This is a genomic window from Pseudomonas simiae (assembly GCF_000934565.1).
GTDB lineage: Bacteria > Pseudomonadota > Gammaproteobacteria > Pseudomonadales > Pseudomonadaceae > Aquipseudomonas > Aquipseudomonas simiae.
On the sequence record NZ_CP010896.1, the window covers coordinates 606,681 to 631,226 of the forward strand.

At 60.5% G+C, this 24,546-nt stretch carries 25 protein-coding genes; 15 read left to right on the forward strand and 10 right to left on the reverse strand.

Features of this window, described 5'->3' with window-relative positions:
- Nucleotides 1-113: 113 nt before the first annotated feature.
- From amaA to PF1751_RS02665, 8 genes are all read left to right on the forward strand, one after another.
- Nucleotides 114-1,397, forward strand: a complete 1,284-nt coding sequence (gene amaA, locus PF1751_RS02630) for an L-pipecolate oxidase (RefSeq protein WP_010213579.1) — start codon at nt 114-116, stop codon at nt 1,395-1,397.
- 374 nt (nt 1,398-1,771) lie between these two features.
- The gene (locus tag PF1751_RS02635) at nt 1,772-2,908 is read left to right on the forward strand and encodes a branched-chain amino acid ABC transporter substrate-binding protein (protein WP_044286561.1); all 1,137 of its coding nucleotides are present in this window, start codon (nt 1,772-1,774) and stop codon (nt 2,906-2,908) included.
- 231 nt (nt 2,909-3,139) lie between these two features.
- On the forward strand, nt 3,140-4,054 hold the full coding sequence (locus PF1751_RS02640) for an ABC transporter permease subunit (protein ID WP_010213575.1): 915 nt from the start codon (nt 3,140-3,142) through the stop codon (nt 4,052-4,054).
- 2 nt (nt 4,055-4,056) lie between these two features.
- Complete coding sequence (gene livM, locus PF1751_RS02645; RefSeq protein ID WP_010213574.1) at nt 4,057-5,334, forward strand: high-affinity branched-chain amino acid ABC transporter permease LivM; 1,278 nt, start codon at nt 4,057-4,059, stop codon at nt 5,332-5,334.
- The gene (locus tag PF1751_RS02650) at nt 5,331-6,206 is read left to right on the forward strand and encodes an ABC transporter ATP-binding protein (protein ID WP_010213571.1); all 876 of its coding nucleotides are present in this window, start codon (nt 5,331-5,333) and stop codon (nt 6,204-6,206) included. Before livM ends, PF1751_RS02650 begins: the two co-directional genes overlap by 4 nt.
- Entirely contained in the window at nt 6,203-6,919 is a 717-nt protein-coding gene (locus PF1751_RS02655) for an ABC transporter ATP-binding protein (protein WP_010213569.1), read from the forward strand. Before PF1751_RS02650 ends, PF1751_RS02655 begins: the two co-directional genes overlap by 4 nt.
- A gap of 786 nt (nt 6,920-7,705) precedes the next feature.
- Complete coding sequence (locus PF1751_RS02660; protein ID WP_010213568.1) at nt 7,706-8,473, forward strand: SDR family oxidoreductase; 768 nt, start codon at nt 7,706-7,708, stop codon at nt 8,471-8,473.
- Nucleotides 8,474-8,652: 179 nt separating this feature from the next.
- Nucleotides 8,653-9,558, forward strand: a complete 906-nt coding sequence (locus PF1751_RS02665; RefSeq protein WP_021493237.1) for a cation diffusion facilitator family transporter — start codon at nt 8,653-8,655, stop codon at nt 9,556-9,558.
- Here the strand turns inward: PF1751_RS02665 and PF1751_RS02670 are convergent.
- The 5 genes from PF1751_RS02670 to ureE form a co-directional block, all read right to left on the reverse strand.
- Nucleotides 9,530-10,648, reverse strand: coding sequence for an AGE family epimerase/isomerase (locus PF1751_RS02670; RefSeq protein ID WP_044286562.1), 1,119 nt, complete (start codon nt 10,646-10,648; stop codon nt 9,530-9,532). The genes PF1751_RS02665 and PF1751_RS02670 overlap by 29 nt on opposite strands.
- A gap of 181 nt (nt 10,649-10,829) precedes the next feature.
- Nucleotides 10,830-11,402, reverse strand: coding sequence for a HupE/UreJ family protein (locus PF1751_RS02675; protein ID WP_021493235.1), 573 nt, complete (start codon nt 11,400-11,402; stop codon nt 10,830-10,832).
- A 22-nt stretch (nt 11,403-11,424) separates the two neighbouring features.
- Nucleotides 11,425-12,039, reverse strand: a complete 615-nt coding sequence (ureG, locus tag PF1751_RS02680; RefSeq protein ID WP_010213562.1) for an urease accessory protein UreG — start codon at nt 12,037-12,039, stop codon at nt 11,425-11,427.
- Between the two features lie 13 nt (nt 12,040-12,052).
- A complete protein-coding gene (locus PF1751_RS02685; RefSeq protein ID WP_042570867.1) occupies nt 12,053-12,727 on the reverse strand; it encodes an urease accessory protein UreF in 675 nt (224 codons plus the stop codon).
- Nucleotides 12,724-13,224 (reverse strand): urease accessory protein UreE, encoded by a 501-nt coding sequence (ureE, locus tag PF1751_RS02690; protein WP_010213559.1) that lies wholly within the window; start codon nt 13,222-13,224, stop codon nt 12,724-12,726. The genes PF1751_RS02685 and ureE overlap by 4 nt, the downstream gene beginning before the upstream one ends.
- A 276-nt stretch (nt 13,225-13,500) precedes the next feature.
- Here ureE and PF1751_RS02695 point away from each other — a divergent pair, with 276 nt between their 5' ends.
- The gene (locus PF1751_RS02695; RefSeq protein ID WP_021493234.1) at nt 13,501-13,998 is read left to right on the forward strand and encodes a C40 family peptidase; all 498 of its coding nucleotides are present in this window, start codon (nt 13,501-13,503) and stop codon (nt 13,996-13,998) included.
- A 5-nt stretch (nt 13,999-14,003) separates the two neighbouring features.
- On the opposite strand, the gene PF1751_RS02700 is transcribed toward PF1751_RS02695, so the two are convergent.
- Nucleotides 14,004-14,636 carry a TetR family transcriptional regulator gene (locus tag PF1751_RS02700; protein WP_010213557.1) on the reverse strand — a complete coding sequence of 211 codons (633 nt, stop codon included), beginning with the start codon at nt 14,634-14,636 and terminating at the stop codon, nt 14,004-14,006.
- Between the two features lie 150 nt (nt 14,637-14,786).
- Nucleotides 14,787-15,239, reverse strand: a complete 453-nt coding sequence (locus PF1751_RS02705; RefSeq protein ID WP_010213556.1) for a hypothetical protein — start codon at nt 15,237-15,239, stop codon at nt 14,787-14,789.
- Between the two features lie 359 nt (nt 15,240-15,598).
- Here PF1751_RS02705 and PF1751_RS02710 point away from each other — a divergent pair, with 359 nt between their 5' ends.
- Complete coding sequence (locus tag PF1751_RS02710) at nt 15,599-17,668, forward strand: AsmA family protein (RefSeq protein ID WP_010213555.1); 2,070 nt, start codon at nt 15,599-15,601, stop codon at nt 17,666-17,668.
- 201 nt (nt 17,669-17,869) lie between these two features.
- Here the strand turns inward: PF1751_RS02710 and PF1751_RS02715 are convergent, their stop codons facing one another.
- The gene (locus tag PF1751_RS02715; protein WP_010213553.1) at nt 17,870-18,400 is read right to left on the reverse strand and encodes a ferritin-like domain-containing protein; all 531 of its coding nucleotides are present in this window, start codon (nt 18,398-18,400) and stop codon (nt 17,870-17,872) included.
- 98 nt (nt 18,401-18,498) lie between these two features.
- Nucleotides 18,499-19,398: a LysR substrate-binding domain-containing protein gene (locus tag PF1751_RS02720; protein WP_021493232.1), complete on the reverse strand. Its 900-nt coding sequence runs from the start codon at nt 19,396-19,398 to the stop codon at nt 18,499-18,501.
- A 136-nt stretch (nt 19,399-19,534) separates the two neighbouring features.
- On the opposite strand from PF1751_RS02720, the gene PF1751_RS02725 reads away from it, so the two are divergent.
- Nucleotides 19,535-20,176 carry an FMN-dependent NADH-azoreductase gene (locus tag PF1751_RS02725; RefSeq protein ID WP_021493231.1) on the forward strand — a complete coding sequence of 214 codons (642 nt, stop codon included), beginning with the start codon at nt 19,535-19,537 and terminating at the stop codon, nt 20,174-20,176.
- 80 nt (nt 20,177-20,256) lie between these two features.
- Nucleotides 20,257-21,147 carry an esterase/lipase family protein gene (locus tag PF1751_RS02730; protein WP_010213550.1) on the forward strand — a complete coding sequence of 297 codons (891 nt, stop codon included), beginning with the start codon at nt 20,257-20,259 and terminating at the stop codon, nt 21,145-21,147.
- Here the strand turns inward: PF1751_RS02730 and PF1751_RS02735 are convergent.
- On the reverse strand, nt 21,144-22,013 hold the full coding sequence (locus PF1751_RS02735; RefSeq protein ID WP_010213549.1) for a DMT family transporter: 870 nt from the start codon (nt 22,011-22,013) through the stop codon (nt 21,144-21,146). The two genes, PF1751_RS02730 and PF1751_RS02735, sit on opposite strands and share 4 nt — an antisense overlap.
- Before the next feature lie 97 nt (nt 22,014-22,110).
- Here PF1751_RS02735 and PF1751_RS02740 point away from each other — a divergent pair, with 97 nt between their 5' ends.
- The 3 genes from PF1751_RS02740 (at nt 22,111) to PF1751_RS02750 (ending at nt 24,480) form a co-directional block, all read left to right on the forward strand.
- The gene (locus PF1751_RS02740; protein WP_010213548.1) at nt 22,111-22,899 is read left to right on the forward strand and encodes an AraC family transcriptional regulator; all 789 of its coding nucleotides are present in this window, start codon (nt 22,111-22,113) and stop codon (nt 22,897-22,899) included.
- A 71-nt stretch (nt 22,900-22,970) separates the two neighbouring features.
- Nucleotides 22,971-23,273, forward strand: a complete 303-nt coding sequence (locus PF1751_RS02745) for a PsiF family protein (RefSeq protein ID WP_010213547.1) — start codon at nt 22,971-22,973, stop codon at nt 23,271-23,273.
- A 193-nt stretch (nt 23,274-23,466) separates the two neighbouring features.
- Nucleotides 23,467-24,480 (forward strand): AI-2E family transporter, encoded by a 1,014-nt coding sequence (locus PF1751_RS02750; RefSeq protein ID WP_010213545.1) that lies wholly within the window; start codon nt 23,467-23,469, stop codon nt 24,478-24,480.
- Nucleotides 24,481-24,546 lie beyond the last annotated feature (66 nt).

Below are 24,546 nucleotides of genomic sequence, written 5' to 3' on the forward strand. Positions count from 1 at the left end.
ATAGATTTACAGCTGATCCACCGCATTCGCGAGCAAGCCCGCTCCCACATTTGATTGGATTACCCAGTCGACACTGAATTTAGTTGTTTGTTAGGTCTCATCGGAGTCTGGCAATGGCACTGCGCGAAACATGTTTGTGGGAACACCTCACCCCCAGCCGGCCGGACCGTGCCGCGCTCAAGGGCGAGGTCAAGGTGGATGTGTGCGTGATCGGCGCCGGAATAACCGGTTTGTCGGCGGCCACGCATTTGCTGGAGCAAGGTAAAAGCGTCGCTGTGCTGGAGGCCCATCGCACCGGCCATGGTGGTTCGGGGCGCAATGTGGGACTGGTCAACGCCGGTATGTGGATCCCGCCGGACGAAATCGAAGCCGGTTTCGGCGAAGCGGTGGGCAGCCAGCTCAATCGCATGCTGGGTGCGGCACCGTCCCTGGTGTTCAGCCTGATCGACAAATACAACATCGATTGCCAATTACGCCGCGAAGGCACCTTGCACATGGCGCACAACGCCCGTGGCGAGGCGGATTTGCGCAGCCGTGAAGAACAATGGAAGCGCCGTGGCGCGCCGGTGGAGTTACTCACCGGCCAGGCCTGCGAGCAGGCCACCGGTACCAAAAGGATCGCCGCCGCCTTGCTGGATCGGCGTGCCGGTACCCTGAACCCGATGGCCTACACCAGTGGTTTGGCCAACGCGGCGGTCGGTCTGGGCGGGCAGTTGTTCGACCATTCTCCTGTCACCCAGCTGGAACGCCAGGGCGCGCACTGGTCGGTGCAAACCGCGCAGGGTTCAGTGCAGGCTGCACAGGTGGTGATTGCCTCCAACGCCTACACCGAAGGCGAGTGGACCGAACTGCGGCGCAATTTTTTCCCCGGTTATTACTACCAGGTCGCGTCGGCCCCGCTGACGGACGACGCGGCCAGCCAAATCCTGCCGGGTGGTCAAGGTTCCTGGGACACGCGCCAGGTCTTGAGCAGCATCCGCCGCGATGCCGACGGTCGTCTGTTGCTCGGCAGCCTGGGCAATGGCAGCCAGAAACCGACGTGGTTCCTCAAGGCGTGGGCCGATCGGGTGCAGCAGCACTACTTCCCCTACCTCAAATCGGTGCAGTGGGAGTACACCTGGACTGGCTGCATCGCCTTCACCCCGGACCACTTGATGCGCCTGTTCGAGCCGGCGCCCGGCCTTGTGGCCGTTACGGGATATAACGGCCGCGGCGTGACCACCGGCAGCGTGGTCGGCAAGGCGTTTGCCGACTATTTATGTCACCAGAATCCCCAGGCGCTGCCGATTCCCTTCGCGCCGATGCAACCCCTGGCGGGGGTGGGCTTGCGTAGCTGTCTGTATGAGGCTGGATTTTCGCTGTATCACGCGGGCCAATGCCTGAGGATCGTGATCTGATCAGCGAAATACCGCTCAGAAGCCTGCATTTTCTTAGCAGGCTACTAATCTGTATTGGTGCAAGTCGTAGCAATCACGCACTGTAAATGTGCAGTTCCGTTACGCCGTTTGTTACAGCGATAGGAACTGTCGTTTATAGGTCTGGTTGCAGGTGCGACCTGTCGCGGTTGTACTGTTTGGATCCATTGGTTGCACCTTTAGGTGCTAGAGGGTTGCACGTCCTGGCGAATGGAGCCGAAACACCTGCAATAACAATGACACCGTGTCTTTTTGAAGAATAAAAACGTAATGGCACGCGCCTTGCTCTGGGCTTTCAGTGAAAGGTTTGAATGCAAGTTGTCGTGCCAAAAATCAAAAATATCGGAGCACCACTCATGTCCCAGACGTTTTACAAGAAAGGTTTTCTGGCCCTCGCCGTTGCAGCGGCGCTGGGTGTTTCTACGTTTGTTCAAGCTGATGTGAAGATCGGCGTCGCGGGGCCGATGACCGGTGCCAACGCCGCTTTCGGTGAGCAGTACATGAAGGGTGCCCAGGCGGCAGCCGATGTGATCAACAAGGCCGGCGGCATCAACGGCGAGAAAATGGTGCTGGTGGCCGGTGACGATGCTTGCGAACCCAAGCAGGCCGTCGCTGTTGCCAACCGCCTGGCCGACCAGGACAAAGTGATCGGCGTGGTCGGGCACTTCTGCTCCTCCAACACCATCCCGGCCTCCGAGGTGTATGACGAAGCCGGCATCATCGCCATCACCCCAGGCTCCACCAACCCACAAGTGACCGAGCGCGGCCTGGGGGCCATGTTCCGTATGTGCGGGCGTGACGACCAGCAAGGCATCGTTGCCGGCGACTACATCGTCGACGTGCTCAAGGGCAAGAAAGTCGCCGTCATCAACGACAAGGACACCTACGGCAAAGGCCTGGCCGATGCCACCGCAGCCCAGTTGACCAAGCGCGGCGTCAAGCCGGTGCTGGAAGAAGGCCTGACCCGTGGCGAGAAAGACTTCAGCGCCTTGGTCACCAAGATCCGCTCCACCGGTGCTGACGTTGTGTACTTCGGCGGCCTGCACCCGGAAGCCGGTCCACTGGTTCGCCAGATCCGTGAAGCCGGTTTGAAAGACGTCAAGTTCATGTCCGATGACGGCGTAGTGACTGACGAACTGGTTGCCACCGCTGGCGGCGCGCAATACGTCGACGGCGTGTACATGACCTTTGGCGCCGACCCGCGCCTGCTGCCAGACAGCAAGGCGGTGGTGGAAGAGTTCCGTAAAAACGGCACCGAGCCGGAAGGCTACACCCTGTACGCCTACGCCTCGGTCCAGGCCCTGGCCGCCGGCTTCAACGGTGCCAAGTCCAACAAGGGCGAAGATGCCGCCAAGTGGCTCAAGGCTCACCCGGTAAAAACCGTCATGGGCGAAAAAGCCTGGGATTCCAAGGGCGACCTGAAAATCTCCGACTACGTGGTTTACCAGTGGGATAAAGACGGCAAATACCACCAGCTGGAAAAGCAGAAGTAAGACTAATCACCCAAAGACCCTGTGGGAGCAGGGTTTGTGTGGGCGCTGGCTTGCCTTCGATTGCATCACCTCTGTAGCGCTGAAGTACCGAGGCGTGTACATCGCAGGCAAGCCAGCCCCCACCCAAGCCCGCTCCCGGAGGGGAGTGGTGTCGTGATGAATATCTGTTTTTTCCTCCAGAAGCGCCGCACACCCTCCGGTGTGCAGGTGCTCACCGCGTGAGATTGCGTTATGGATGGTATTTTCCTGCAGCAACTGGTCAACGGCCTGACCCTCGGGTCGGTCTATGGCCTGATCGCCATCGGCTACACAATGGTCTATGGCATCATTGGCATGATCAACTTCGCCCACGGCGAGGTTTATATGATTTCCGCTTACCTCGCGGCGATCAGTCTGGCACTGCTGGCTTACTTCGGCATCGAATCCTTCCCGCTGCTCATTCTCGGCACCTTGATCTTCACCGTGGTCGTCACCGGCGTTTACGGTTGGGTCATCGAGCGTGTCGCCTACAAACCGCTGCGCAACTCCACCCGACTGGCACCGCTGATCAGCGCCATCGGTATCTCGCTGATCCTGCAGAACTACGCGCAGATCGCCCAGGGCGCCAAGCAACAGGGTATTCCTACCCTGCTGGCCGGGGCCTGGCGTGTCGACATCGGCAGCGGGTTCGTCCAGCTCACCTATACCAAGGTGTTCATCCTTGTGGCGGCGTTTGCCGGCATGGCGTTGCTCACTTATGTCATCAAATACACCAAGCTCGGCCGCATGTGCCGCGCTACCCAGCAAGACCGCAAGATGGCATCGATCCTCGGCATCAATACCGACCGGGTGATCTCCTATGTGTTCGTCATCGGCGCCGCCATGGCTGCATTGGCCGGCGTGCTGATCACCCTCAACTACGGCACCTTCGACTTCTATGCCGGCTTCATCATCGGCATCAAGGCGTTCACCGCGGCGGTACTCGGCGGCATTGGCTCCCTGCCTGGGGCGATGTTGGGCGGGATCATCCTCGGTATCTCCGAGTCGTTGTTTTCGGGGTTGATCAACTCTGACTACAAAGACGTGTTCAGTTTCTCCCTGCTGGTGGTGATTCTGATTTTCCGTCCCCAGGGCCTGCTTGGTCGCCCACTTGTGGCGAAGGTGTAAACATGTCTGCTGCCAAACCCATCGATATCAAGAAAAGTGTGGTCGATACAGTCCTCGCCGGGCTGATTTCACTGGTCGTGTTCGGTCCGATCGTCGGCGTGGTCCTCGACGGCTACAGCTTCAACCTGGAACCGGCCCGCGTGGCCCTGCTGGTGGCCATCGTGATGGTCGGCCGCTTTGCCATGAGCCTGTTCCTGCAAACCCCCAAGGGCGTGAAGATCCTGCAGGGCTTCGAGAGCACCGGCTCCGGCGTGCACGTACTGGCGCCGGACTACAAGTCGCGGCTGCGCTGGATCATCCCGGCACTGATCGTGATTGCCATCGTGTTCCCGATCTTCGCCAACAAGTACCTGCTCACGGTGGTGATCCTCGGGCTGATCTATGTGTTGCTTGGCCTGGGCCTCAATATTGTGGTCGGCCTGGCGGGCCTGCTCGACCTGGGTTACGTGGCGTTCTACGCCATCGGCGCCTACGGCCTGGCATTGGGTTATCAATACCTCGGCCTGGGCTTCTGGACGGTGCTGCCACTGGCGGCCATCGCGGCGGCGTTAGCGGGATGCATACTCGGGTTCCCGGTGTTGCGAATGCACGGTGACTACTTGGCCATCGTGACCCTGGGCTTTGGTGAAATCATCCGTCTGGTGCTCAACAACTGGCTGTCGTTTACCGGTGGGCCCAACGGCATGCCGGTGCCATCGCCGACCTTCCTCGGCCTGGAGTTCGGCAAGCGTGCGAAGGATGGCGGGATACCTTTCCATGAGTTCTTCGGCATCGACTACAACCCCAACATCAAATTCCTGTTCATCTACATCGTGCTTTTCCTGGTGGTGCTGGCCGTGCTGTACATCAAGCATCGCCTGACCCGCATGCCGGTCGGCCGCGCCTGGGAAGCCTTGCGCGAAGATGAAATCGCCTGCCGTTCCATGGGCCTGAACCACGTATTGGTCAAGCTTTCGGCGTTCACCATCGGTGCCTCCACCGCCGGTCTGGCCGGGGTGTTTTTTGCCAGCTACCAGGGCTTCGTCAACCCGTCGTCGTTCACCTTCTTCGAGTCGGCGCTGATCCTCGCCATCGTGGTACTGGGCGGCATGGGCTCGACGGTCGGCGTGGTGATCGCGGCGTTTGTATTGACCGTCGCACCGGAACTGCTGCGCAGCTTCTCCGAATACCGCGTGCTGCTGTTTGGCGTGTTGATGGTGGTGATGATGATCTGGCGACCGCGCGGCTTGATTCGGATCAGCCGTACCGGTGTGACCCCACGTAAAGGAGTGGCGCCATGAGCAAGGAAGTCGTGCTCTCCGTGGAACATTTGATGATGCACTTCGGTGGCATCAAGGCCTTGAGCGATGTGAGTCTCAAGGTCGAACGCAACTCGATCTTCGCCCTGATCGGCCCCAACGGCGCCGGCAAGACCACGGTGTTCAACTGCCTCACCGGCTTCTACAAAGCCAGCGGCGGCAAGATCGAACTGAACATTCGCGGCAAGCGGACCAACGTGATCCAGTTGCTCGGTGAACGTTTCCAGCCCACCGACTTTGTGTCGCCCAAACGCTTCTTCAGCCGGGTGTTCTACAAGATGTTCGGCGGCACCCACTGGGTGAACCGCGCCGGGTTGGCGCGGACGTTCCAGAACATTCGCCTGTTCAAGGAAATGTCAGTGGTGGAAAACCTGCTGGTGGCCCAGCACATGTGGGTCAACCGCAACATGCTCGCGGGTATCCTCAACACCAAGGGCTACCGCAAGGCCGAAAGCGATGCCCTCGATCACGCCTTCTACTGGCTGGAAGTGGTGGACCTGGTGGACTGCGCCAACCGCCTGGCCGGTGAGCTCTCCTACGGCCAGCAGCGCCGCCTGGAGATCGCCCGCGCCATGTGCACCCGGCCGCAGATCATCTGCCTGGACGAACCTGCTGCGGGCCTCAACCCTCAGGAAACCGAAGCCCTCAGCGCGATGATTCGCCTGCTGCGCGACGAACACGACCTGACGGTGGTGCTGATCGAACACGACATGGGCATGGTGATGAGTATTTCCGACCACATCGTGGTACTGGACCACGGCAACGTGATCGCCGAGGGCGGGCCGGACGCGATCCGCAACGACCCGAAAGTGATTGCCGCCTATCTGGGCGCCGACGAAGAGGAGCTGGTATGAGTGCACCTATCCTCGAAATGAAGGACCTGGACGTGTACTACGGCCCGATCCAGGCCCTGAAAAAAGTCTCGCTGCATATCAACGAAGGCGAAACCGTCAGCCTGATCGGCTCCAACGGCGCGGGCAAATCCACGCTGCTGATGTCGATCTTCGGCCAGCCACGGGCCGAGTCGGGCCAGATTCTCTACAACGGTGTCGACATTACCCACAAATCGTCGCACTACATCGCTTCCAACGGTATTGCGCAGTCACCGGAAGGGCGGCGGGTATTCCCCGACATGACCGTCGAGGAAAACCTGTTGATGGGCACCATCCCCATTGGCGACAAGTTTGCCCAGGAAGACATGCAACGCATGTTCGAGCTGTTCCCACGGCTCAAGGAACGACGTAATCAACGCGCCATGACCATGTCCGGCGGCGAGCAGCAAATGCTCGCCATCGCCCGCGCGCTGATGAGCCGGCCCAAGCTGTTGCTGCTCGACGAACCGAGCCTGGGCCTGGCGCCGATTGTGGTGAAGCAGATCTTTTCCACCCTGCGTGAGCTGGCATCCACCGGGATGACCATCTTCCTGGTGGAGCAGAACGCCAACCACGCGCTGCGCCTGTCGGACCGCGCGTATGTGATGGTTAACGGCGAGATTCGCCTGACAGGCACCGGTAAGGAATTGCTGGTGAATGAGGAAGTGCGCAACGCCTACCTCGGCGGGCACTAATCTAAAGGTTGGCGCAGCCCCCCTGTGGGAGCGGGCTTGCTCGCGAATGCAGTGGATCAGTCAGTACACCTGAAACTGACCCACCGCACTCGCGAGCAAGCCCGCTCCCACATTTGTTTTGTGGCATTCACAACGTCTCCGCCAAATTGTGGAAAACAAATCCAGGCTCCCTCCAAAGCGCGACATATAGCCGCCGCAAATCTCTGTTTTGTCACAGTTTTGACTTGTCCCCATCCGCTGTGGAACCGGCTGTGGGTAACGTGGGAGTAGCTGGCTGAAAGCCAATAACCGCGTGGCTTGTAGCGCGACGGTTGTTTTTTGATCAGCAAGTTTTTGGCAACCGGTAGAGGTCTTTGTCAACCTGTTTATAGACACAGGTATATGACCGAAATATGTCTCGCCAGCCTGTGGATAAGTCTGTGACTAAACTCTGGAAAGACGGCCGCAGAGGCCGGAATGACTGGCCTGGAGCCATCGTTCTGTTTTTTCGAGGGGCGACGGGCCTACATACGCCCCGGCCAAGGTCAAGCAAAAAACTTTCTAAAACCGCCTGTAGCCCTTATGAATAGAGGCCTGAAGCATTGTGTAGTTGCCCCCAAAGACTGTGGGCGCAGTTGTGGATAACCTGCGCGCATATGGCTACAAGCCACGGTCTGTATGGCTTTGCGTGACGTGGTTAAAAAGTGATCAGTCCAGTGTCAAGTTGTGTGCTTAGCGGTTGCCGCAATCGCGGCGTAAGGGCATTCTGCTGGCTGATTTTTTCCCGATGCCCGCAAGGAGAACACCATGTCCGACACGCTGTTTATTACTGGCGCAACCTCAGGTTTCGGCGAAGCCTGCGCCCGTCGTTTTGCCGAAGCCGGCTGGAAACTGGTGCTCACCGGCCGTCGTGCCGAGCGTTTGAATGCGCTGGTCGAAGAGCTGTCCAAGCAAACCGAAGTGCACGGCCTGGTGGTGGACGTACGGGATCGCAAAGGCATGGAAGACGCGATCGCCAACCTGCCGCCGTCGTTCGCCACGCTGCGCGGGCTGATCAACAACGCCGGCCTGGCCGTAGGCACCGACCCTGCGCCCAAGTGCAACCTCGATGATTGGGAAACCATGGTCGACACCAACATCAAGGGCCTGCTGACCACCACCAACCTGCTGCTGCCTCGCTTGATCGCTCACGGTCGCGGCGCGGGCATCATCAACCTGGGCTCGATTGCTGGCAATTACCCGTATCCGGGCAGCCACGTGTACGGTGGCTCCAAGGCGTTCGTTAAGCAGTTCTCACTGAACCTGCGCTGTGACCTGCAAGGTACTGGCGTGCGGGTAACCAATATCGAACCGGGCTTGTGCGAGAGCGAGTTCTCGCTGGTGCGTTTTGGCGGTGACCAGGCGCGGTATGACGCGACTTATGCGGGGGCCGAGCCGATCCAGCCGCAGGATATTGCAGACACGATCTTCTGGGTCATGAATACGCCAGCGCATGTGAACATCAACCGGTTGGAGTTGATGCCGGTGAGCCAGACCTGGGCTGGCTTTGCGATCGAGCGTGGGGCCAAGGCTTAAGACCGCTTCGCCCGCATCGCCGGCAAGCCAACTCCACATTTGAGCGTATTCACACAGTCAAAGGTGGGAGCTGGCTTGCCGGCGATGGCGCCAAATCGGCCAAAACACGACATAAGGTACACTCCACCCGGTAAAACCCCTCCGCACCGTGCGGATTTAAGGTTTTGACGGGAGGAAATGTGAGTAACCGAGGTGAGCAGGCACTGCTCAAACAATCGACCATCCTGATGTTCGCAGTCGCGATCGCCGGGATTGTCACGGGTGTGGTATCCGGCGCCCAATCCATTCTGTTCGACGGGTTTTTCTCGCTGATCGCCACCGCCATCAAGGTGTTGATGTTGATCACGGCCAAGCTGATCGCGAAGAAAAGCAACGAACGTTTCCAGTTCGGCTATTGGCATCTGGAGCCCATGGTGCTGCTGATCGAAGGCAGTTTCCTGTTGCTGATCGCCATTTATGCGTTCCTCAACGGCGTGTTCGGCATTATCAATGGCGGCCGCGAGATCGAGTTGGGGCTGGTGATCATCTACGCGGCGGTGTTTACCGTCGTCGAGTTCGCCTACTTCTTCTACGTGCGTTATCGCAATCGCCAGCTGAAATCATCGCTGATCCAGTTCGACAACATCAGCTGGCTGGTGGACGCGATGCTGTCGGTGGGCTTGCTCATCAGTTTCCTCGCGGCACTGTTGCTCAAGTCCCAAGGCTATGGCGAGTGGGCGGTGTATGTCGACCCATTGATCCTGATCCTGCTGGCCTTGAGCATGCTGGCGCCGGCGTTCAAGATCCTGCGCCCGGCCTTGCGCGAGGTACTGGGGATCGCTCCGGACCAGTTGGACGACAAGGTGCGCGAAGTGATGGATGCGGCCCAGGCCAGGCATGGTTTCGACGACTACGTGTCCTACGTGCAAAAGCACGGGCGGGCACGGTTTATCGAGATACATGTGGTGTTGCCGGCGGATTACCCGGTGGATAACGTTGCGACCCTGGACGGGCTGCGCGAAGAAATATCCACAGGGCTCGGCACGCCGGATGCGGCGCGCTGGCTGACGATCAGCTTTACCGGAGATCGCAAGTGGATTGCATAAGGCCCTGGTAACAGGTCGCCAAGTGATACGGCGTGGTCGACGGCATGTCCCATCGGCTCACGACGCCCTTGGCATCCAGGCATTCATTCCAGCCTTTTGCATGCAGGAAGTGCTGTTGCAACGCCAGCAATTGGCGTTGCAGCAGCGCTTCGCTGTCCGGCCGCAAGGTCAGTGCCCGCAGGTACTCGGCCTGGGCCCAGATACGCTGGGTGCCGTCGCGGACCGTGCCGTCCAGCGCCAACATGCCGCTGACCGCACCGCTGGCGTTATCCACACCCTTGAGTTCCGCGTAGGCGAAGGCCCGGGTCAGGGACGCATGCAGCGGCGTACCCCGCAGCACTTCCGAAGACGCCAGCAAGAAGAACCATTCGAACTGGTGCCCCGGCTCGAACCAGTTATCCACAGCGCCCAGCGGTTTTTCCATCATCACGCCGTGCTGGCGGTCGATGAAACACCGCTGCATGGCCGTCGCCAGCCCCAGCAGGGCGGCTTGCACCTCGGCGTCTGCTCGTACCGCGAGGGTGGCAAGGAACGCTTCGGCCAAGTGCATCAGCGGGTTTTGCAGCGGGCCGGACTTGAGCGATGACCAGTTGCGCTCCAATACGGCCTCGTACAGGCCGTCGCCTGTGGAAAACCGTTTGGCAACGACTTCCAGAGCGGCATTGAGCACCGATTCCACCAACGGCTCACGCACCTTGGCCCAGTAATGGGCGCAGGCAAAGATGATGAAGGCGTGGGTGTAGAGGTCTTTGCGCTTGTCCAGCGGCTGGCCGGACGGGTCGATGCTGTAGAACCAGCCGCCGTGCTCGGCGTCGTGGAAGTGCCGTTGCAGGGACCGGAACAGTGCCGCTGCACGCTCTTGCGCGAAGGCTGCGCCGGGCTCGTCGATCAGGCTGGCAAACAGGTACAACTGCCGGGCGCAGGCCATGGCGCGGTAGCGTTGCGGGGGCAGAGGGCGATGATCGGCGTCGAGCGCCTCATAGGGCAATGCCAGTTCGGCATTCCAGCCCGGACCTTGCCAGAGCGGCACGATCAGGCTGTGGAAGTGCGAAAGCACGGTGTTCAAGGAGGGTTGGGAAGCGCTGGGCATTGGCTGGCGTCGTCACGGCAGGGGTGTAGGCGCGCATGGTATCAGGCTTGGGTTCGGTGGTGTCTGGTCTACCGCTATCGGGGGCAAGCCCCCTCCCACATCTGGACCGTATTTCAAGGATGTACTCGGTCAACTGTGGGAGCGGGCTTGCTCGCGAAGGAGCCTTCAGCAGCGCTGCAAATCAGCCAGCGAGCAACCAAACCCCAGTCGCCGCCGAAGCTGCCCCGGCAATCCGCACCAACGGCGCCGCTGCCGCCGGCAGAAAGCGCACCACGGCATAACCGGCCGCGTGCAGCACAGCGGTTGCACCGACAAACCCTGCGGCATACGCCCACGGGCTGGACATGTCCGGCAGCTCCAGGCCATGGGCCACACCGTGGAACAGTGCGAACAACGCCGTCGCCCCCACAGCCATGAACAGCGGCGGCCGCACCGCCAGTGCCACCGCCAGACCCAGGGCCAGCACCGACGCAGCAATCCCGCTTTCCAATGCCGGCAACGCCAGGCCTTCAAAACCCAGTACGCCGCCTATCAACATGGTGCCGACGAACGTGCAGGGCAGGGCCCAACGGGCGGCGCCTTTTTGTTGGGCGGCCCACAAACCGACGGCGACCATCGCCAGCAAGTGGTCGATGCCACTCAGGGGGTGGCTGATACCGGCCACCAGGCCGTTGTCGCCATGGCCAGGGTGAGCGAAGGCCAGGGCTGGGGCCAGCAGCAGGGCGGCGGCGGTGAAGAGTTTCTTGAGGCTCATGGACAGGTTCCTTAAGGGGTGATCAGGCGGCGGTCAGCAGGCCTTGGCGTTCGATGAAGGCGACGATGTCCTCCAGGCCGACACCGGTTTTCTGGTTGCTGAACACAAAGGGTTTGCCGTTGCGCATGCGGGTGGTGTCGCTGTTCATCAGCTCCAGCGACGCGCCGACCAAGGGCGCCAGGTCGATCTTGTTGATCACCAGCAGGTCGGATTTGCAGATGCCAGGTCCGCCCTTGCGTGGCAGCTTGTCGCCGGCGGACACGTCGATCACGTAGATGGTCAGGTCCGACAGCTCCGGGCTGAAGGTGGCCGAGAGGTTGTCGCCGCCGGACTCCACCAGGATCAGGTCGAGTCCAGGGAAGCGGCGGTTGAGCTGGTCGACGGCTTCCAGGTTGATCGAGGCGTCTTCGCGGATCGCCGTGTGCGGGCAGCCGCCGGTTTCCACGCCGATGATGCGCTCCGGCGCGAGGGCCTGGTTGCGCACCAGGAAGTCCGCATCTTCGCGGGTGTAGATGTCGTTGGTGACCACCGCCAAGTTGTAGCGATCACGCAGCGCGAGGCACAAGGCCAGGGTCAGAGCCGTCTTGCCGGAGCCCACCGGGCCGCCGATACCGACACGCAAAGGTTGGGTGTTCATATGTGCTTTTCTCCTAGGAACGGAATAGGCGGCTGTACTGGCGCTCGTGGGCCATGCATGCCAGGGACAGGCCGAACGCGGCGCTGCCGAAATGGTGGGGGTCGATGCGACTGGCGTCCTGCTGGGCTTGTTGCAGCAACGGCAGCAATTCGCTGGTCAGGCGCTGGGCGGCTTGCTGGCCGAGGGGCAAGGTTTTCATTAGCACGGCCAATTGGTTTTCCAGCCAGCTCCACAGCCAGGCGGCGAGGGCATCGGCGGGGCTGATGTGCCAGGCGCGTGCGGCCAGGGCCCAGCCCAACGCCAAATGCGGTTCGGGGCAAGCTTGAAGGACGGCGCGGGCGGCTTCATCCAGTTCCGGCAGGCCGTTGAGCAGTTGTTGCAGGGAGTAGCCCATCTGCCGGCTCTCTTGATACAGCTCGCGGGTCTCACGGCTGGCGCGATGTGCCTCGCACAGCTGGGTCAGACGCGGCCAGTCAGCATCGACCGCCGCTTGGCAGTGGGCGAGTAACACCGGGGCTTCAAAGCGCGCCAGGTTGAGCAGCAACTGATCGCTGATCCAGCGTCGCGCACTGGCAGCATCGCTGACGCGACCGTTCTCCACCGCCATTTCCAGGCCCTGGGAATAGCTGTAGCCGCCAATCGGCAATTGCGGACTGGCCAGACGCAACAGCGCCCAGGCTGGGTTCATAGACGCACGCCGAACTGGTGCAGCTTGGGCGGGTAGTTGAAATCTTCATCGCCATGGCGCGAGTGGTGGTGTCCGCCGCCGTAGGCGCCATGTTCCGGCTGGAACGGCGCCTCGATGGTTGCCGTCTGCGCGCCCAGTTGTTCGAGCATGGCCTTGAGCACATAGTCATCGAGCAGGCGCAACCAGCCATCGCCGACCTGCAATGCCACATGGCGGTTACCCAGGTGATACGCCGCACGCGTCAGTTCAAATGCGCTGCTGCAGGTGACGTGCAGCAGGTGTTCAGGCCGGGCGCACACGCGTACGACTCGTCCGTCCTCGGCCTGTAGGAATTCGCCATCGTGCAGCGGTGGCTGGCCGCGCTCCAGGAAAAGGCCGACGTCTTCACCGTCGGCACTGAAACAGCGCAGGCGGCTTTTGCTGCGGGCTTCGAAGTTCAGCAGCAACTCGGCGGCCCAGAGGGCTTGGGGGGCGATTCGGCGGTGGATCACCAGCATCAGGAAGCTTCCAGCTATGAGCGATGAAGCAGCTAGAGCAAGGGGCTTGCCAACCTCGATGGGGAGTAGGAATTGCCTGTAGGCAAGCGCGGCATGCCACTAAACAGGGCGAGGAAAAATGCTCGACGTGCGCCAAAGTGGTGCGCAATGTTGCGTGTTGCACGCGTGATGGGCATTTTCGGATTTTCCCTACACGTTATGGGGAATCGGCGTTCATCACCTTACCTGCGAGATCATTAGGCTGTGCGCCGTGTTTAATTCACTGCGACGTTCATCATGTTCAAATCATTTTGTTGCCTGGTTATTGTCAGCCTATCTCTCGCGCTTTCATCGGCTTCCGCGAATTTGAAGTCCCATCCGTCCTTCAGCACTTCGCTGAAGCAAGCGTCTATCGAGGATGTGGTCGACCGCGCCCACGAACTGCTGGGTACGCCTTACAAGTGGGGTGGCACCTCGGCGGACCAGGGTTTTGATTGCAGCAGCCTGCTGGTCTATCTGTTCAAGACCGAAGCCAATATCCAGTTACCGCGCACCACTGCGGCCATGCAGCGGTCAACAGCAGCCACTATCAGGCGCAATGCGCTCAAGGCGGGTGATGCGGTGTTTTTCAAAGGAAATGGGGGCGGACAAGTCAGCCATGTGGGCCTTTATATAGGCGAGGGCAAATTTATCCATTCACCCCGCGCAGGCAAGCACATCCGCATCGACTCATTGAGCAACAGCTACTGGAACAAGAATTACACCACCGCCAAGCGTTTCCACACGGCAGGGTGATGGCTTTACTCGGTGCTGCCCAAACCCTGCCAGTGCTTCAAGCCGATAAAGATAAAGCGCAATTGCTGGGTGATTTTTGCCTGGGGCGTGAGGTGTTCAGGCAGCGCCTGGGCCGGTGGGTCGATGATGTCGGGAAGGGTGGCGAACACACTTTTGACGATCAGGTCGGCCATCACATGCAGACCTTCGGCATCCAGGTGCTGCAGTTTTGGCATGAGCGTCAGGTCGGCCGCCAGGTCGCGGGTGATGTCTTCACGCAATGCACCGATCGCCTGGCGCACCGCCAGGCAGCCGCCGTATTGCTCGCGGGCCAGGAACAGGAATTGCGAACGGTTGGCCGAGACCACGTCGAGAAAGATCCGCACGGAGGCATCGATAATGCCGCCCATCACGAATTCGTTGTGGCGCACCAGACGGATCGTGGCGCGGAAGGTCTGGCCGACTTCACTCACCAGCACGAGTCCCAATTGGTCCATGTCGGCAAAATGCCGATAGAAACCGGTGGGCACGATACCAGCCGTTTTTGCCACTTCGCGCAGGCTCAGGCTGCCAAACCCACGGCCACACTCCATCAGATGGCGGGCTGCGTCCATCAGGGCGAGGCGGGTCTGTTGCTTCTGTTCGGCGCGGGGCAGCATGGGCGGGCGGGCTTTGTCGGCGAGTACAGCGACGCACTCTAGCAAAACAGTTCTGTTGGCGTCGAACTTGGCGGGGAAGGGCGTGACGCGATCTACAGGAAAGCAAAAGCCCGATCGACAGATCGGGCTTTTTTCTCGGCCACCACGGGGTTAGCTCTGTGCTTGATGCAGTTCTTGCAGACGGTCAGCACCGCCTTCAGCAACGCCTTCGGTGTAGGCGCGTTTGTTGGCTTGTTCTGCACCGCCTTCGACCAGACCTTTCTGTTCCAGGCGATCACGGCCACCTTCGGCAACAGCATTGCGCTCCAGCAGGCGATCAGCACCACCTTCAACCAGGCCTTTTTCTTCCAGGCGGTTGCGGCCGTTTTCGGTCAGGCCTTCGGTGTAAGCGCGTTTGTTGGCGTGTTCCGAACCATTTTCAGCGACAGCGCCTTTGGCGTAGTCACGGTTCTCGTCTTCTTGCGAACCGCTGCGAGCGACGGTCTGGCTGAAATGAATGGCGTCAGCTTTGACTTGGGGTGTGGCCTGTTCGGCGGCTGGCAGGGCGAAGGCACTGGAAGCCAGGATAGATAACAGGGCGGTAGCGAGTAGTTGGCGTTTCATGATGGGTTGCTCCTTGGGAGGGCGATAAAGTGGGTACAGGGCTAATGCTACTCTCGATAAGTCGATATAAAAGTTCATAAACACAATGGTAATAATCAACAGAATTGATTGTTCTAGGCGGAGGCTCTAGAACGGGCCTCTCAAGCACGCGGTTTTGCACCGGGGTGGGTATTTTCGACACGTTCGTGGGTAACAATGGTGCGCCGTCGTAGGCCGAATCTGTCGAGTTGGTCAGAAATTGAGGTTTTTCCAGGCAAATCGGGGATTGGGTTAAACCCCCAGGCGGTTTGCCAGTCGGAGTTCTATAAACTGTCTTAAAAGGCTGTCACCCAGCCAGTCGTATTCAGGAGTCCTGTGCAATGACGCGCACTCGTAAAATTGTCGCTTGGAGCTGCGCCAGCTTCGCTCTGTTAATCGCTGTGGCGGTGTTGGTCCTGGTGTTCTTTGACTGGAACCGCATCAAGCCGCCCCTCAATGCCAAGGTTTCTGAAGAACTGCATCGGCCATTTGCCATCAACGGCAACCTGGCGGTGGTGTGGGCGCGTGAACCCGATGAAGGCGGCTGGCGCGCCTGGGTGCCATGGCCTCATGTGATTGCCGAAGACCTGACCTTGGGCAACCCGGACTGGTCGAAGAACCCGCAGATGGTCACCCTCAAGAAGGTGGAACTGCGCATTTCTCCCCTGGCGTTGCTGGTGCAGCGTGTGGTGATCCCGCGTATCGATCTCACCGAGCCGAGCGCGCAATTGCAGCGCCTGAGCGATGGCCGCGCCAACTGGACCTTCAAGTTCGACCCCAAGGACCCAAACGCCGAGCCTTCCAACTGGGTGGTGGACATCGGTGCCATCGGCTTCGATAAGGGCCACGTGACCCTCGACGACCAGACTCTAAAGACTCAATTGGATGTGATCATCGACCCGCTGGGCAAACCCATTCCCTTCGGCGAAATCGTCGGCGACGCTGATGCCAAGAAGGCCTTGGAAAAAGGCTCCGCCCCGCAGGACTATGCGTTCGGCCTCAAGGTCAAAGGTCAGTACCACGGCCAGAAGCTCGACGGCAGCGGCAAGATTGGTGGCCTGCTGGCCCTGCAGGACGCGGCCAAGCCGTTCCCGCTGCAAGCCCAGGTCAACATTGGCGACACCCGCATCGCCCTGGCCGGCACGCTGACCGACCCGATGAACCTCGGCGCGCTCGACCTGCGCCTGAAACTCGCCGGTTCCAGTCTGGGCAATCTCTACCCACTGACCGGCGTGACCCTGCCAGATTCGCCAGCCTATTCCACCGACGGTCATCTCATCGCCAAGCTGCACGAGCCCAACGGCGCTTCGTTCCGCTATGAAAATTTCAACGGCAAGATCGGCAACAGCGACATCCACGGCAACCTCGCCTACGTCGCCAGCCAGCCACGGCCCAAGCTCAGTGGCGCCTTGGTGTCCAACCAACTGCTGATGACCGACCTCGCACCGCTGATCGGCGCCGACTCCAACGCCAAACAAAAAGCCCGTGGCGGCGACAGCAAACAGCCGGCGACCAAAGTGTTGCCGGTGGAAGAGTTTCGCACCGAGCGCTGGCGTGTCATGGATGCCGATGTGGAGTTCACCGGCAAGCGCATCGTGCACAGTGCCGATTTGCCCTTCACCGACCTCTACACCCACCTGGTGCTCAATGATGGCGAGCTGAGCCTCGAACCCCTGCGTTTCGGCGTCGCCGGCGGCAAGCTGGACGCGCAGATTCGCCTCAACGGCCGTATCACGCCAATGGAAGGTCGCGCCAAACTCACTGCGCGCAACTTCAAGCTCAAGCAGCTGTTCCCGACCTTCGAACCGATGAAAACCAGCTTCGGTGAACTCAACGGCGATGCCGACATTTCCGGGCGTGGCAACTCCGTGGCGGCACTCCTGGGCACCTCAAACGGTGACCTGAAGATGCTGATCAACGACGGCGCCATTAGCCGTGGCCTGATGGAAATCGCCGGGCTCAACGTGGGCAACTACGTGGTGGGCCGCCTGTTTGGCGACAAGGAAGTGAAGATCAACTGCGCGGCGGCGGACTTCGGCATCAAGACAGGCCTGGCGACCACGCGTTTGTTTGTGTTCGATACCGAGAACGCCATCATTTACATCGAGGGCACGGCGAACATGGCCACGGAACAGTTGGACCTGACCATCAATCCGGAATCCAAAGGCTTCCGCCTGTTCTCCCTGCGCTCACCGCTGTACGTCAACGGGCCGTTCATCAAGCCCAATGCGGGTGTGAAAGCCATTCCGCTGGCATTGCGGGGGGCGGGCATGGTTGCGCTGGGTGTGGTTGCCGGCCCGGCGGCCGGGTTGCTGGCATTGGTCGCGCCGAGTGGTGGTGAGCCGAATGAGTGCGCGCCGTTGCTGCAGCAGATGAAGGAAGGCAAGGCGCCGAAAACAGTAAAAGGCTAGCCTCCGGTAGGGATGAAAATCGCGTCTGATATGCAGGAGCCTGAAGGGAAGTATCCATTAGCCCTGTTGACGGTAACTCGTCTACTGTCAACGCTAACAGGTAGATGCCCGTCTCTATCGCAGTGATTGCGTATAAAAAAGCCCCAAGTAGGAGCGGTCGCTCCCCTTGGGGCTTTTTTGGCGGCGCCTATCGAGGGTGGCCTACAGGCTTTCGAGAATATCCGCCATGTCATCGGCGTGCTCTTCTTCCTGAGCCAGGATTTCTTCAAACAGACGACGCGTGGTTGGGTCCTTATCACCGATGTACTGGATGATTTCGCGGTAGCTGTCGACGGCAATCCGCTCGGCGACCAGGTCTTCGTAGACCATTTCCTTGAGGTCCTTGCCGGCCACGTATTGCGCGTGGGAGTTTTTCGACAGCAGGTCCGGGTTGAACTCCGGCTCGCCGCCCAACTGCACGATACGCTCGGCGAGTTTGTCGGCGTGTTCGGCTTCCTGGGTGGCGTGCTCAAGGAATTCCTGCGCGGCCACTGCAGCCTTGATGCCGCTGGCCATGAAGTAGTGGCGCTTGTAGCGCAGTACGCAGACCAGCTCGGTGGCCAGCGAGGCGTTCAGCAGGCGAATGATTTCTTCGCGGTCGGCATCGTAGCCTTCGGTCACGGCACCGTTCTCGACGTTCTGGCGGGCGCGGCTGCGCAGGGTCGCAACGTCAGTCAAGTTTGCTTCGGTCATCTCAATCTCCTGGTACTAATCCGGTTTTGCGCCACGCTCTGCCGGCGTGATCGCTCCAAGTTGTGAGTCCCGCGCAACACAAAAAGTTTTATCGGATTTTACAAGGCGTGACCGGACAGCCTGACTTCCTCCTGCATCCACTGGAAGAATGCTCGCACTGGCGGATGGCGCTCGCGGCCCGGTACGCACAACGCGCTGTAACCCGCCCCGTCCACGCTGATCCGGGGCCGGTAAGGCACCAGTAACCCCGAAGCCAGACTTTCCGATACCAGAATGTTGCTGGCCAGGACCAGGCCCTGACCGGCGATGGCTGCTTGCAGCGCGTAGTGCTCTTCGTCGTATTCGCGCAATATCGGCGCGTCCCGCAACCAGCGTTCCCCAGCCTTCTCGCACCAGGCTTGCCAGCCCAGCGCGTAGAGCTTGGAGTTGTGCCAGCGCACGCTGATCAGTGTGGGAGCTTGCGTTTGGGCCAGCACCACCTGCTCGGGGGAGCCGTATACCGCAAAAGATTCATCGAACAAGCACAAACCATAGAGGTTGGGGTAGTCATCGAGGCTATAGCGGATCACCAGATCGACGCTGGCATCTTGCTGCAAGTCGACGACTTCACACTGCGTATCCAGGCGCAGGTTGATACCAGGGTGTGCGGCGTAAAACCGTCCCAACCGTGGCACCAGCCATAAGGCGGCGAAGGCTGGCGTGGTGGATACGGTGAGGTGCCCGGTGCTGCGTTGCGGGCGCAGGGTGTCGAGGCTTTGCGCCACGTCCAGCAGGGCACCGTGCACGCTGTGGAACAGCCGTTCGCCACACTCCGTCAGGCGCACCTGGCGTGGCAGACGTTCAAACAGCGGCACCCCCAGCCAGGTTTCCAGGCTGCGGATCTGGTGGGAGACCGCCGTGGGTGTGACCGACAGTTCCTGGGCGGCAGCCTTGAAACTGAGCAGGCGCGACGCCGATTCAAAGGTGCGCAGCGCGGTGAGGGGTAGCGAGGCAAACATTTCAGCTCCATGGATGAAATGGATTCATCCGGATCAACTATTGCTCATTTGTCGGAAGTACCCAGCGACTCTAGATTTGCGCTTAAGAACGACGGCTATCCAGGCCGTCTGAGTCTAACTCGCGAAGGTCATACAGATGAAAAAAATGCTAGTTATCCACGCCAGCCCCCGTGGCGAACGTTCCCACTCGCGGCGCCTGGCCGAATCCTTTCTCGACGTGTGGCAGGCCGCCAACCCTGGCGCGCAGGTCACGCGGCGCGAAGTGGGTCGAGCGTCGATTCCTCACGTCAGCGAAGCGTTCGTCGCGGCGAATTTCTACCCCGAACCGCAATCCATGCCCAAGGTGATGAAGGCCGACCTGCAACTGAGCGATGAACTGGTCGCAGAGTTGATTGACCACGAAATCCTGGTGATTTCCATGCCCCTGTACAACTTCGGCGTGCCCAGCGGCCTCAAGGCCTGGATTGATCAGATCGTGCGCATGGGCCTGACCTTTGATATCACTCAAGACAGCCAGGGCATCGCGCAGTATCAGCCTTTGCTCCAGGGCAAACGTGCACTCATCATCACCAGCCGGGGCGGCAATGGCTTTGGTCCGGGTGGCGAGTTTGAATGGATGAACCATGCCGACCCGCACCTGCGCACGGTACTGGGCTATATCGGTATCGAGGATGTGCGGGTGATTGCTGCCGAAGGTGAAGAGTCGGACAAGAGCGTATTCCAGCGTGCCTATGCCGACGCCGAGCGCCAGTTGCATGACCTGGCTGGGCACTTCTAAAAAGCCCGGATGTCATGGGGTGGTCACGTCGGTTGATCTAGGATGGACCTATTACTTCCATCGCCCTGGACGCCTGCTCCATGCCGCAATCCCTTGCCACGCGTTACCCCTTGGTGCTGGTCCCCGGCATGCTCGGGTTCGTGCGCCTCGTTTGGTTTCCCTATTGGTACGGCATCGTCCCGGCGCTACAGGCGGGTGGCGCACAGGTGTTTCCTGTGCAGGTGGCGCCGCTGGACTCCAGTGAGGTACGTGGCGAGCAATTGCTGGTGCAGATCGAGCGCATCCGCCGTGAAACGGGGGCCGACAAGGTCAACCTGATCGGTCACAGCCAGGGCGCGCTCACCGCGCGGTATGCGGCGGCCAAGCGCCCGGAGTGGGTGGCGTCGGTCACGTCGGTGGCCGGGCCCAACCATGGCTCCGAGCTGGCGGACCACATTCATCTCAATTACCCAGTGGACGGCGTGAAGGGGCGGATCATGAGCGCGCTGTTTCACCTGGTCGCCTGGGTGATGGGCGTGTTGGAGACCGGCTATCGCGGGCCGCGCTTCAAGGCGGACTTGCAGGCCTCCCATCATTCGCTGACGAGTGCGGGCGTGGCGCTGTTCAATCAGCACTATCCACAGGGGTTGCCACAGACATGGGGTGGGCAGGGGGCAGAAGAGGTCAACGGCGTGCGTTATTACTCGTGGTCCGGCACTTTGCAGCCGGGCATCACTGACCGTGGTCGCAACCTGTTCGATGGCACCCACCGCAGTTGCCGCCTGTTCGCCCGCAGCTTTGTGCGTGAAAAGGGTCAGTGCGACGGCATGGTCGGACGCTACAGCTCGCACCTGGGATGGGTGATCGGCGATGACTACGCCCTGGACCACTTCGATATCGTCAACCAGTCCCTGGGCCTGGTGGGCAAGGGCGCCGAGCCTATCCGACTGTTTGTCGAGCATGCCCGGCGCTTGAAGGCTGCCGGGGTTTAGCGCACCGGGGTGGTCCAGCGCTCCGACAGAATCACCCCGCCCAAGGTCAGCAAACCGCCCACCAAGTGATACAGCGCCAACTCTTCCTTCAACACTACGGCGGCGATCAATGCAGTGATCAACGGCAGCAAGTTGAAAAACAGCGTGGTGCGGCTCGGGCCCAAGGTCTTCACCGAATGCATCCACGCCAGTGGCGCCAACATCGAGGCCAGCAGGCACGCATACAGCACCAACGGAATGTTCGCCCAGCCAAGGCCCGCTTTCGCGGAGAACAGGAACAGCGGGAACAGCACCACCACCGCCACCAGCACCTGCAGATACAGCAACACCAACGGCGGCAGGCGCAGCTGCCATTTTTTCAGCAGGGTGCTGTAGACCGCGTAGGCCAGTGTCGCGACCAGCATCATGCCGTCACCCAGGTTGACCCCGTGTTGCAGCAATGCGTCGAGGCTGCCGGCGGAGACCACCACCACGACGCCGGCAAATGACAGCACGGCACCGGTCAGCGCGCCGTAGGTCAGGCGCTGGCCCAGGCTGATGATCGCCGCCGTCAGCGCCATCAACGGCATCAACGACAGGATGATCCCCATGTTGGTCGCCGTGGTCAGCGACGCGGCGTAGTACGCCAGGCTCTGGTACACCGCCATGCCCAGCACGCCGAGGATGAATACCTTGCCCAGGTTCGGGCGGATCAGCGCCCAGTTGGCGATCACCGGCTTGATCATGAACGGTGTAAACAGCAGCGCCGCCAGCAACCAGCGGTAAAAGCCGATTTCTGCAGGGAACAGCGCCCCCACGGCCAGCTTGTTGACGACGGTGTTGCCAGCCCAGATGAAAATGGCCAGCAAGGGATAAGCGTATTGCATCGAAATGAACCAAGTGTGTTGATGAGGCAGGATTATCCATTGTCTGGATCGAAGCCTATACTGCGATCCAGACAAACCACCTCTGTATCCAGACAATATGGCCAAGCACAACGTACGCCTTCCGGATTTTCCCCGGCTGCCGAGCCCGGTGTACTTTCGCTATTCGGATTTCGCGCCCGACACCGAGTGCACCCCGCACCAGCACTTCTGGGGTTCGCTGGACTATTCGGCCAGCGGCGTGATGCGCATGGAAGTGGCCGGTAACCGCTTCATGTCGCCGCCGCAATACGCGGTGTGGGTGCCACCCCACACCGAACACAGCTCCTACAATGCCGAGGCGATCGTCTATCACTCGGTAGGGCTGGCGCCGGAACTCTGTGAGCGGCTGCCGCAACAGCCTTGCACCCTGGCCATCAGCGATATCCTCAAGGCCATCCTCAGCGATTTCGCCCAGCGTGACGTGAACATGCCGCAGACCGACGCCGACATTCGCCTGGCCCAGGTGCTGGTGGACCAGCTCAAGCAGGCGCCGATCCACGATTGCTTCCTGCCTTACGCCCGTCACCCCGGCCTGCTGGGCGTACTGGAAGGCCTGCAGGCCGACCCTGCCGACAATCGCCCCCTGGCTCACTGGGCAGAGCAAGTCCACGTGAGCGAACGCACCCTGGCTCGCCTGTTTGTGCGGGAGCTGGGCATGAGCTTCGGCGAGTGGCGCCAGCGCCTGCGCTACCTGGCGGCCATTGAAGCCCTCGACAGTCAGCGCAGCGTGCAACATGTCGCATTTGATCTGGGCTACAGCAGCGCTTCGGCCTTTATCGCCATGTTCCAGCGCCAGGCGGGCTGCACCCCAGAGCAATACCGGCGGACGCATATCCGTAGTCGGTGAAGATGTAACAGGCTTTGACTACACTACCCGGTAGGCCGTGCCCTCCTGCACGGCAACAGGGAGAAAACTCCATGAAGATGCTGCGAATTCCGTTGTTGATGATGGGCCTGCTGCTGTGTTCCCAAGGTTTTGCCGCCACCGCCCAGCAAAATAAAATGACCACCTGCAATGCCGAAGCGACCACCAAGACGCTCAAGGGGGACGAGCGCAAGGCCTTCATGAAGACCTGCCTGTCCGCCCCGGCGGCCAATGACGCCAAGACCCTGACGCCGCAGCAGCAGAAGATGAAGGATTGCAATGCGTCGGCGAAAACCAAGGCGCTGACTGGCGATGCGCGCAAAACCTTCATGAGCACCTGCCTCAAAGGCAGTTGAGTAGGCGAATCCCCTGTGGGAGCGGGCTTGCTCGCGAAAGCTGTTTTTCGTTCAACACCTCAGTGACTGAACCCCCGCTTTCGCGAGCAAGCCCGTTGCCACGCTGACAAGTTTGCAACACCAAGACCTCTCGCTTGATTCCTTCAAGGCTGGCAGACTGCCCATCCTTTAACGCCGTTCGTTTTGAGGCTGTATGCCAACGTTTTCTCAGCGTCACGTGATATTGCTGGCCAGCTACATCATCATTTTCGGCGGACTGCTGCTGGTGCTGCCGCTCAAATTGTTGCCCAGCCTGCTGGCCGGTCTGTTGGTGTTCGAGCTGGTCAACATGCTGACCCCCCAACTGCAACGGCTGATCGAAGGCCGGCGCGCGCGCTGGCTGGCGGTGGCGCTGCTCGGCACCTTGATCGTCAGTGTGCTGACCCTGATCTTCGCCGGTGCCATCAGCTTCCTGCTCCACGAAGCGGAAAACCCCGGGGCTTCCCTGGACAAATTCATGGGCGTCGTCGACCGCGCGCGCGGCCAGTTGCCGCCGTTCATCGATGCCTACCTGCCCGCCAGCGCCGCCGAGTTCCGCGTGGCCATCGGCGACTGGATGAGCAAGCACCTGAGTGAACTGCAACTGGTCGGCAAAGACGCCGCCCACATGTTTGTCACCCTGCTGATCGGCATGGTGCTCGGCGCCATCATTGCCCTGCAGCGCGTGCCCGACTTGACCAAGCGCAAACCCCTGGCCGCCGTGCTGTTCGATCGTCTGCACTTGTTGGTCCAGGCCTTTCGCAACATTGTCTTCGCGCAAATCAAGATCGCCGCGCTCAACACCGCCTTCACCGCCGTGTTCCTCGCCGTGGTGCTGCCGCTGTGCGGGATTCACCTGCCGCTGACCAAAACCCTGATCGTCCTCACGTTCCTGCTCGGCTTGCTGCCCGTCATCGGCAACCTGATGTCCAACACGCTGATCACCATCGTGGCGCTGTCGCTGTCGATCTGGGTGGCGGTGGCGGCACTCGGGTATCTGATCGTGATCCACAAGGTCGAGTACTTCCTCAATGCGCGCATTGTGGGTGGACAGATCAGTGCCAAGTCGTGGGAGTTGTTGCTGGCGATGCTGGTGTTTGAGGCTGCGTTTGGGCTACCCGGCGTGGTGGCGGGGCCGATTTATTACGCGTATCTCAAGAGTGAGTTGAAGCTTGGGGGAATGGTTTAGAGATTGACGTTGCTTGGGCCCGCCCCTTCGCGAGCAAGCCCGCTCCCACCTTTGAACGCGTTCCAA

What these genes read in the sequence shown, in the direction of transcription:
- ureG (WP_010213562.1), bottom strand. Translation starts at nt 12,039, where the DNA reads ATGAACACCCAACCTTTGCGTGTCGGTATCGGCGGCCCGGTGGGCTCC.
- livM (WP_010213574.1), top strand. Translation starts at nt 4,057, where the DNA reads ATGTCTGCTGCCAAACCCATCGATATCAAGAAAAGTGTGGTCGATACA.
- PF1751_RS02705 (WP_010213556.1), bottom strand. Translation starts at nt 15,239, where the DNA reads ATGAAACGCCAACTACTCGCTACCGCCCTGTTATCTATCCTGGCTTCC.
- PF1751_RS02720 (WP_021493232.1), bottom strand. Translation starts at nt 19,398, where the DNA reads ATGTTTGCCTCGCTACCCCTCACCGCGCTGCGCACCTTTGAATCGGCG.
- PF1751_RS02730 (WP_010213550.1), top strand. Translation starts at nt 20,257, where the DNA reads ATGCCGCAATCCCTTGCCACGCGTTACCCCTTGGTGCTGGTCCCCGGC.
- PF1751_RS02670 (WP_044286562.1), bottom strand. Translation starts at nt 10,648, where the DNA reads ATGCCCAGCGCTTCCCAACCCTCCTTGAACACCGTGCTTTCGCACTTC.
- PF1751_RS02640 (WP_010213575.1), top strand. Translation starts at nt 3,140, where the DNA reads ATGGATGGTATTTTCCTGCAGCAACTGGTCAACGGCCTGACCCTCGGG.
- PF1751_RS02685 (WP_042570867.1), bottom strand. Translation starts at nt 12,727, where the DNA reads ATGAACCCAGCCTGGGCGCTGTTGCGTCTGGCCAGTCCGCAATTGCCG.
- PF1751_RS02675 (WP_021493235.1), bottom strand. Translation starts at nt 11,402, where the DNA reads ATGAGCCTCAAGAAACTCTTCACCGCCGCCGCCCTGCTGCTGGCCCCA.
- amaA (WP_010213579.1), top strand. Translation starts at nt 114, where the DNA reads ATGGCACTGCGCGAAACATGTTTGTGGGAACACCTCACCCCCAGCCGG.
- PF1751_RS02750 (WP_010213545.1), top strand. Translation starts at nt 23,467, where the DNA reads ATGCCAACGTTTTCTCAGCGTCACGTGATATTGCTGGCCAGCTACATC.
- PF1751_RS02695 (WP_021493234.1), top strand. Translation starts at nt 13,501, where the DNA reads ATGTTCAAATCATTTTGTTGCCTGGTTATTGTCAGCCTATCTCTCGCG.
- PF1751_RS02660 (WP_010213568.1), top strand. Translation starts at nt 7,706, where the DNA reads ATGTCCGACACGCTGTTTATTACTGGCGCAACCTCAGGTTTCGGCGAA.
- PF1751_RS02715 (WP_010213553.1), bottom strand. Translation starts at nt 18,400, where the DNA reads ATGACCGAAGCAAACTTGACTGACGTTGCGACCCTGCGCAGCCGCGCC.
- PF1751_RS02725 (WP_021493231.1), top strand. Translation starts at nt 19,535, where the DNA reads ATGAAAAAAATGCTAGTTATCCACGCCAGCCCCCGTGGCGAACGTTCC.
- PF1751_RS02710 (WP_010213555.1), top strand. Translation starts at nt 15,599, where the DNA reads ATGACGCGCACTCGTAAAATTGTCGCTTGGAGCTGCGCCAGCTTCGCT.
- PF1751_RS02700 (WP_010213557.1), bottom strand. Translation starts at nt 14,636, where the DNA reads ATGCTGCCCCGCGCCGAACAGAAGCAACAGACCCGCCTCGCCCTGATG.
- PF1751_RS02635 (WP_044286561.1), top strand. Translation starts at nt 1,772, where the DNA reads ATGTCCCAGACGTTTTACAAGAAAGGTTTTCTGGCCCTCGCCGTTGCA.
- PF1751_RS02735 (WP_010213549.1), bottom strand. Translation starts at nt 22,013, where the DNA reads ATGCAATACGCTTATCCCTTGCTGGCCATTTTCATCTGGGCTGGCAAC.
- ureE (WP_010213559.1), bottom strand. Translation starts at nt 13,224, where the DNA reads ATGCTGGTGATCCACCGCCGAATCGCCCCCCAAGCCCTCTGGGCCGCC.
- PF1751_RS02745 (WP_010213547.1), top strand. Translation starts at nt 22,971, where the DNA reads ATGAAGATGCTGCGAATTCCGTTGTTGATGATGGGCCTGCTGCTGTGT.
- PF1751_RS02740 (WP_010213548.1), top strand. Translation starts at nt 22,111, where the DNA reads ATGGCCAAGCACAACGTACGCCTTCCGGATTTTCCCCGGCTGCCGAGC.
- PF1751_RS02655 (WP_010213569.1), top strand. Translation starts at nt 6,203, where the DNA reads ATGAGTGCACCTATCCTCGAAATGAAGGACCTGGACGTGTACTACGGC.
- PF1751_RS02650 (WP_010213571.1), top strand. Translation starts at nt 5,331, where the DNA reads ATGAGCAAGGAAGTCGTGCTCTCCGTGGAACATTTGATGATGCACTTC.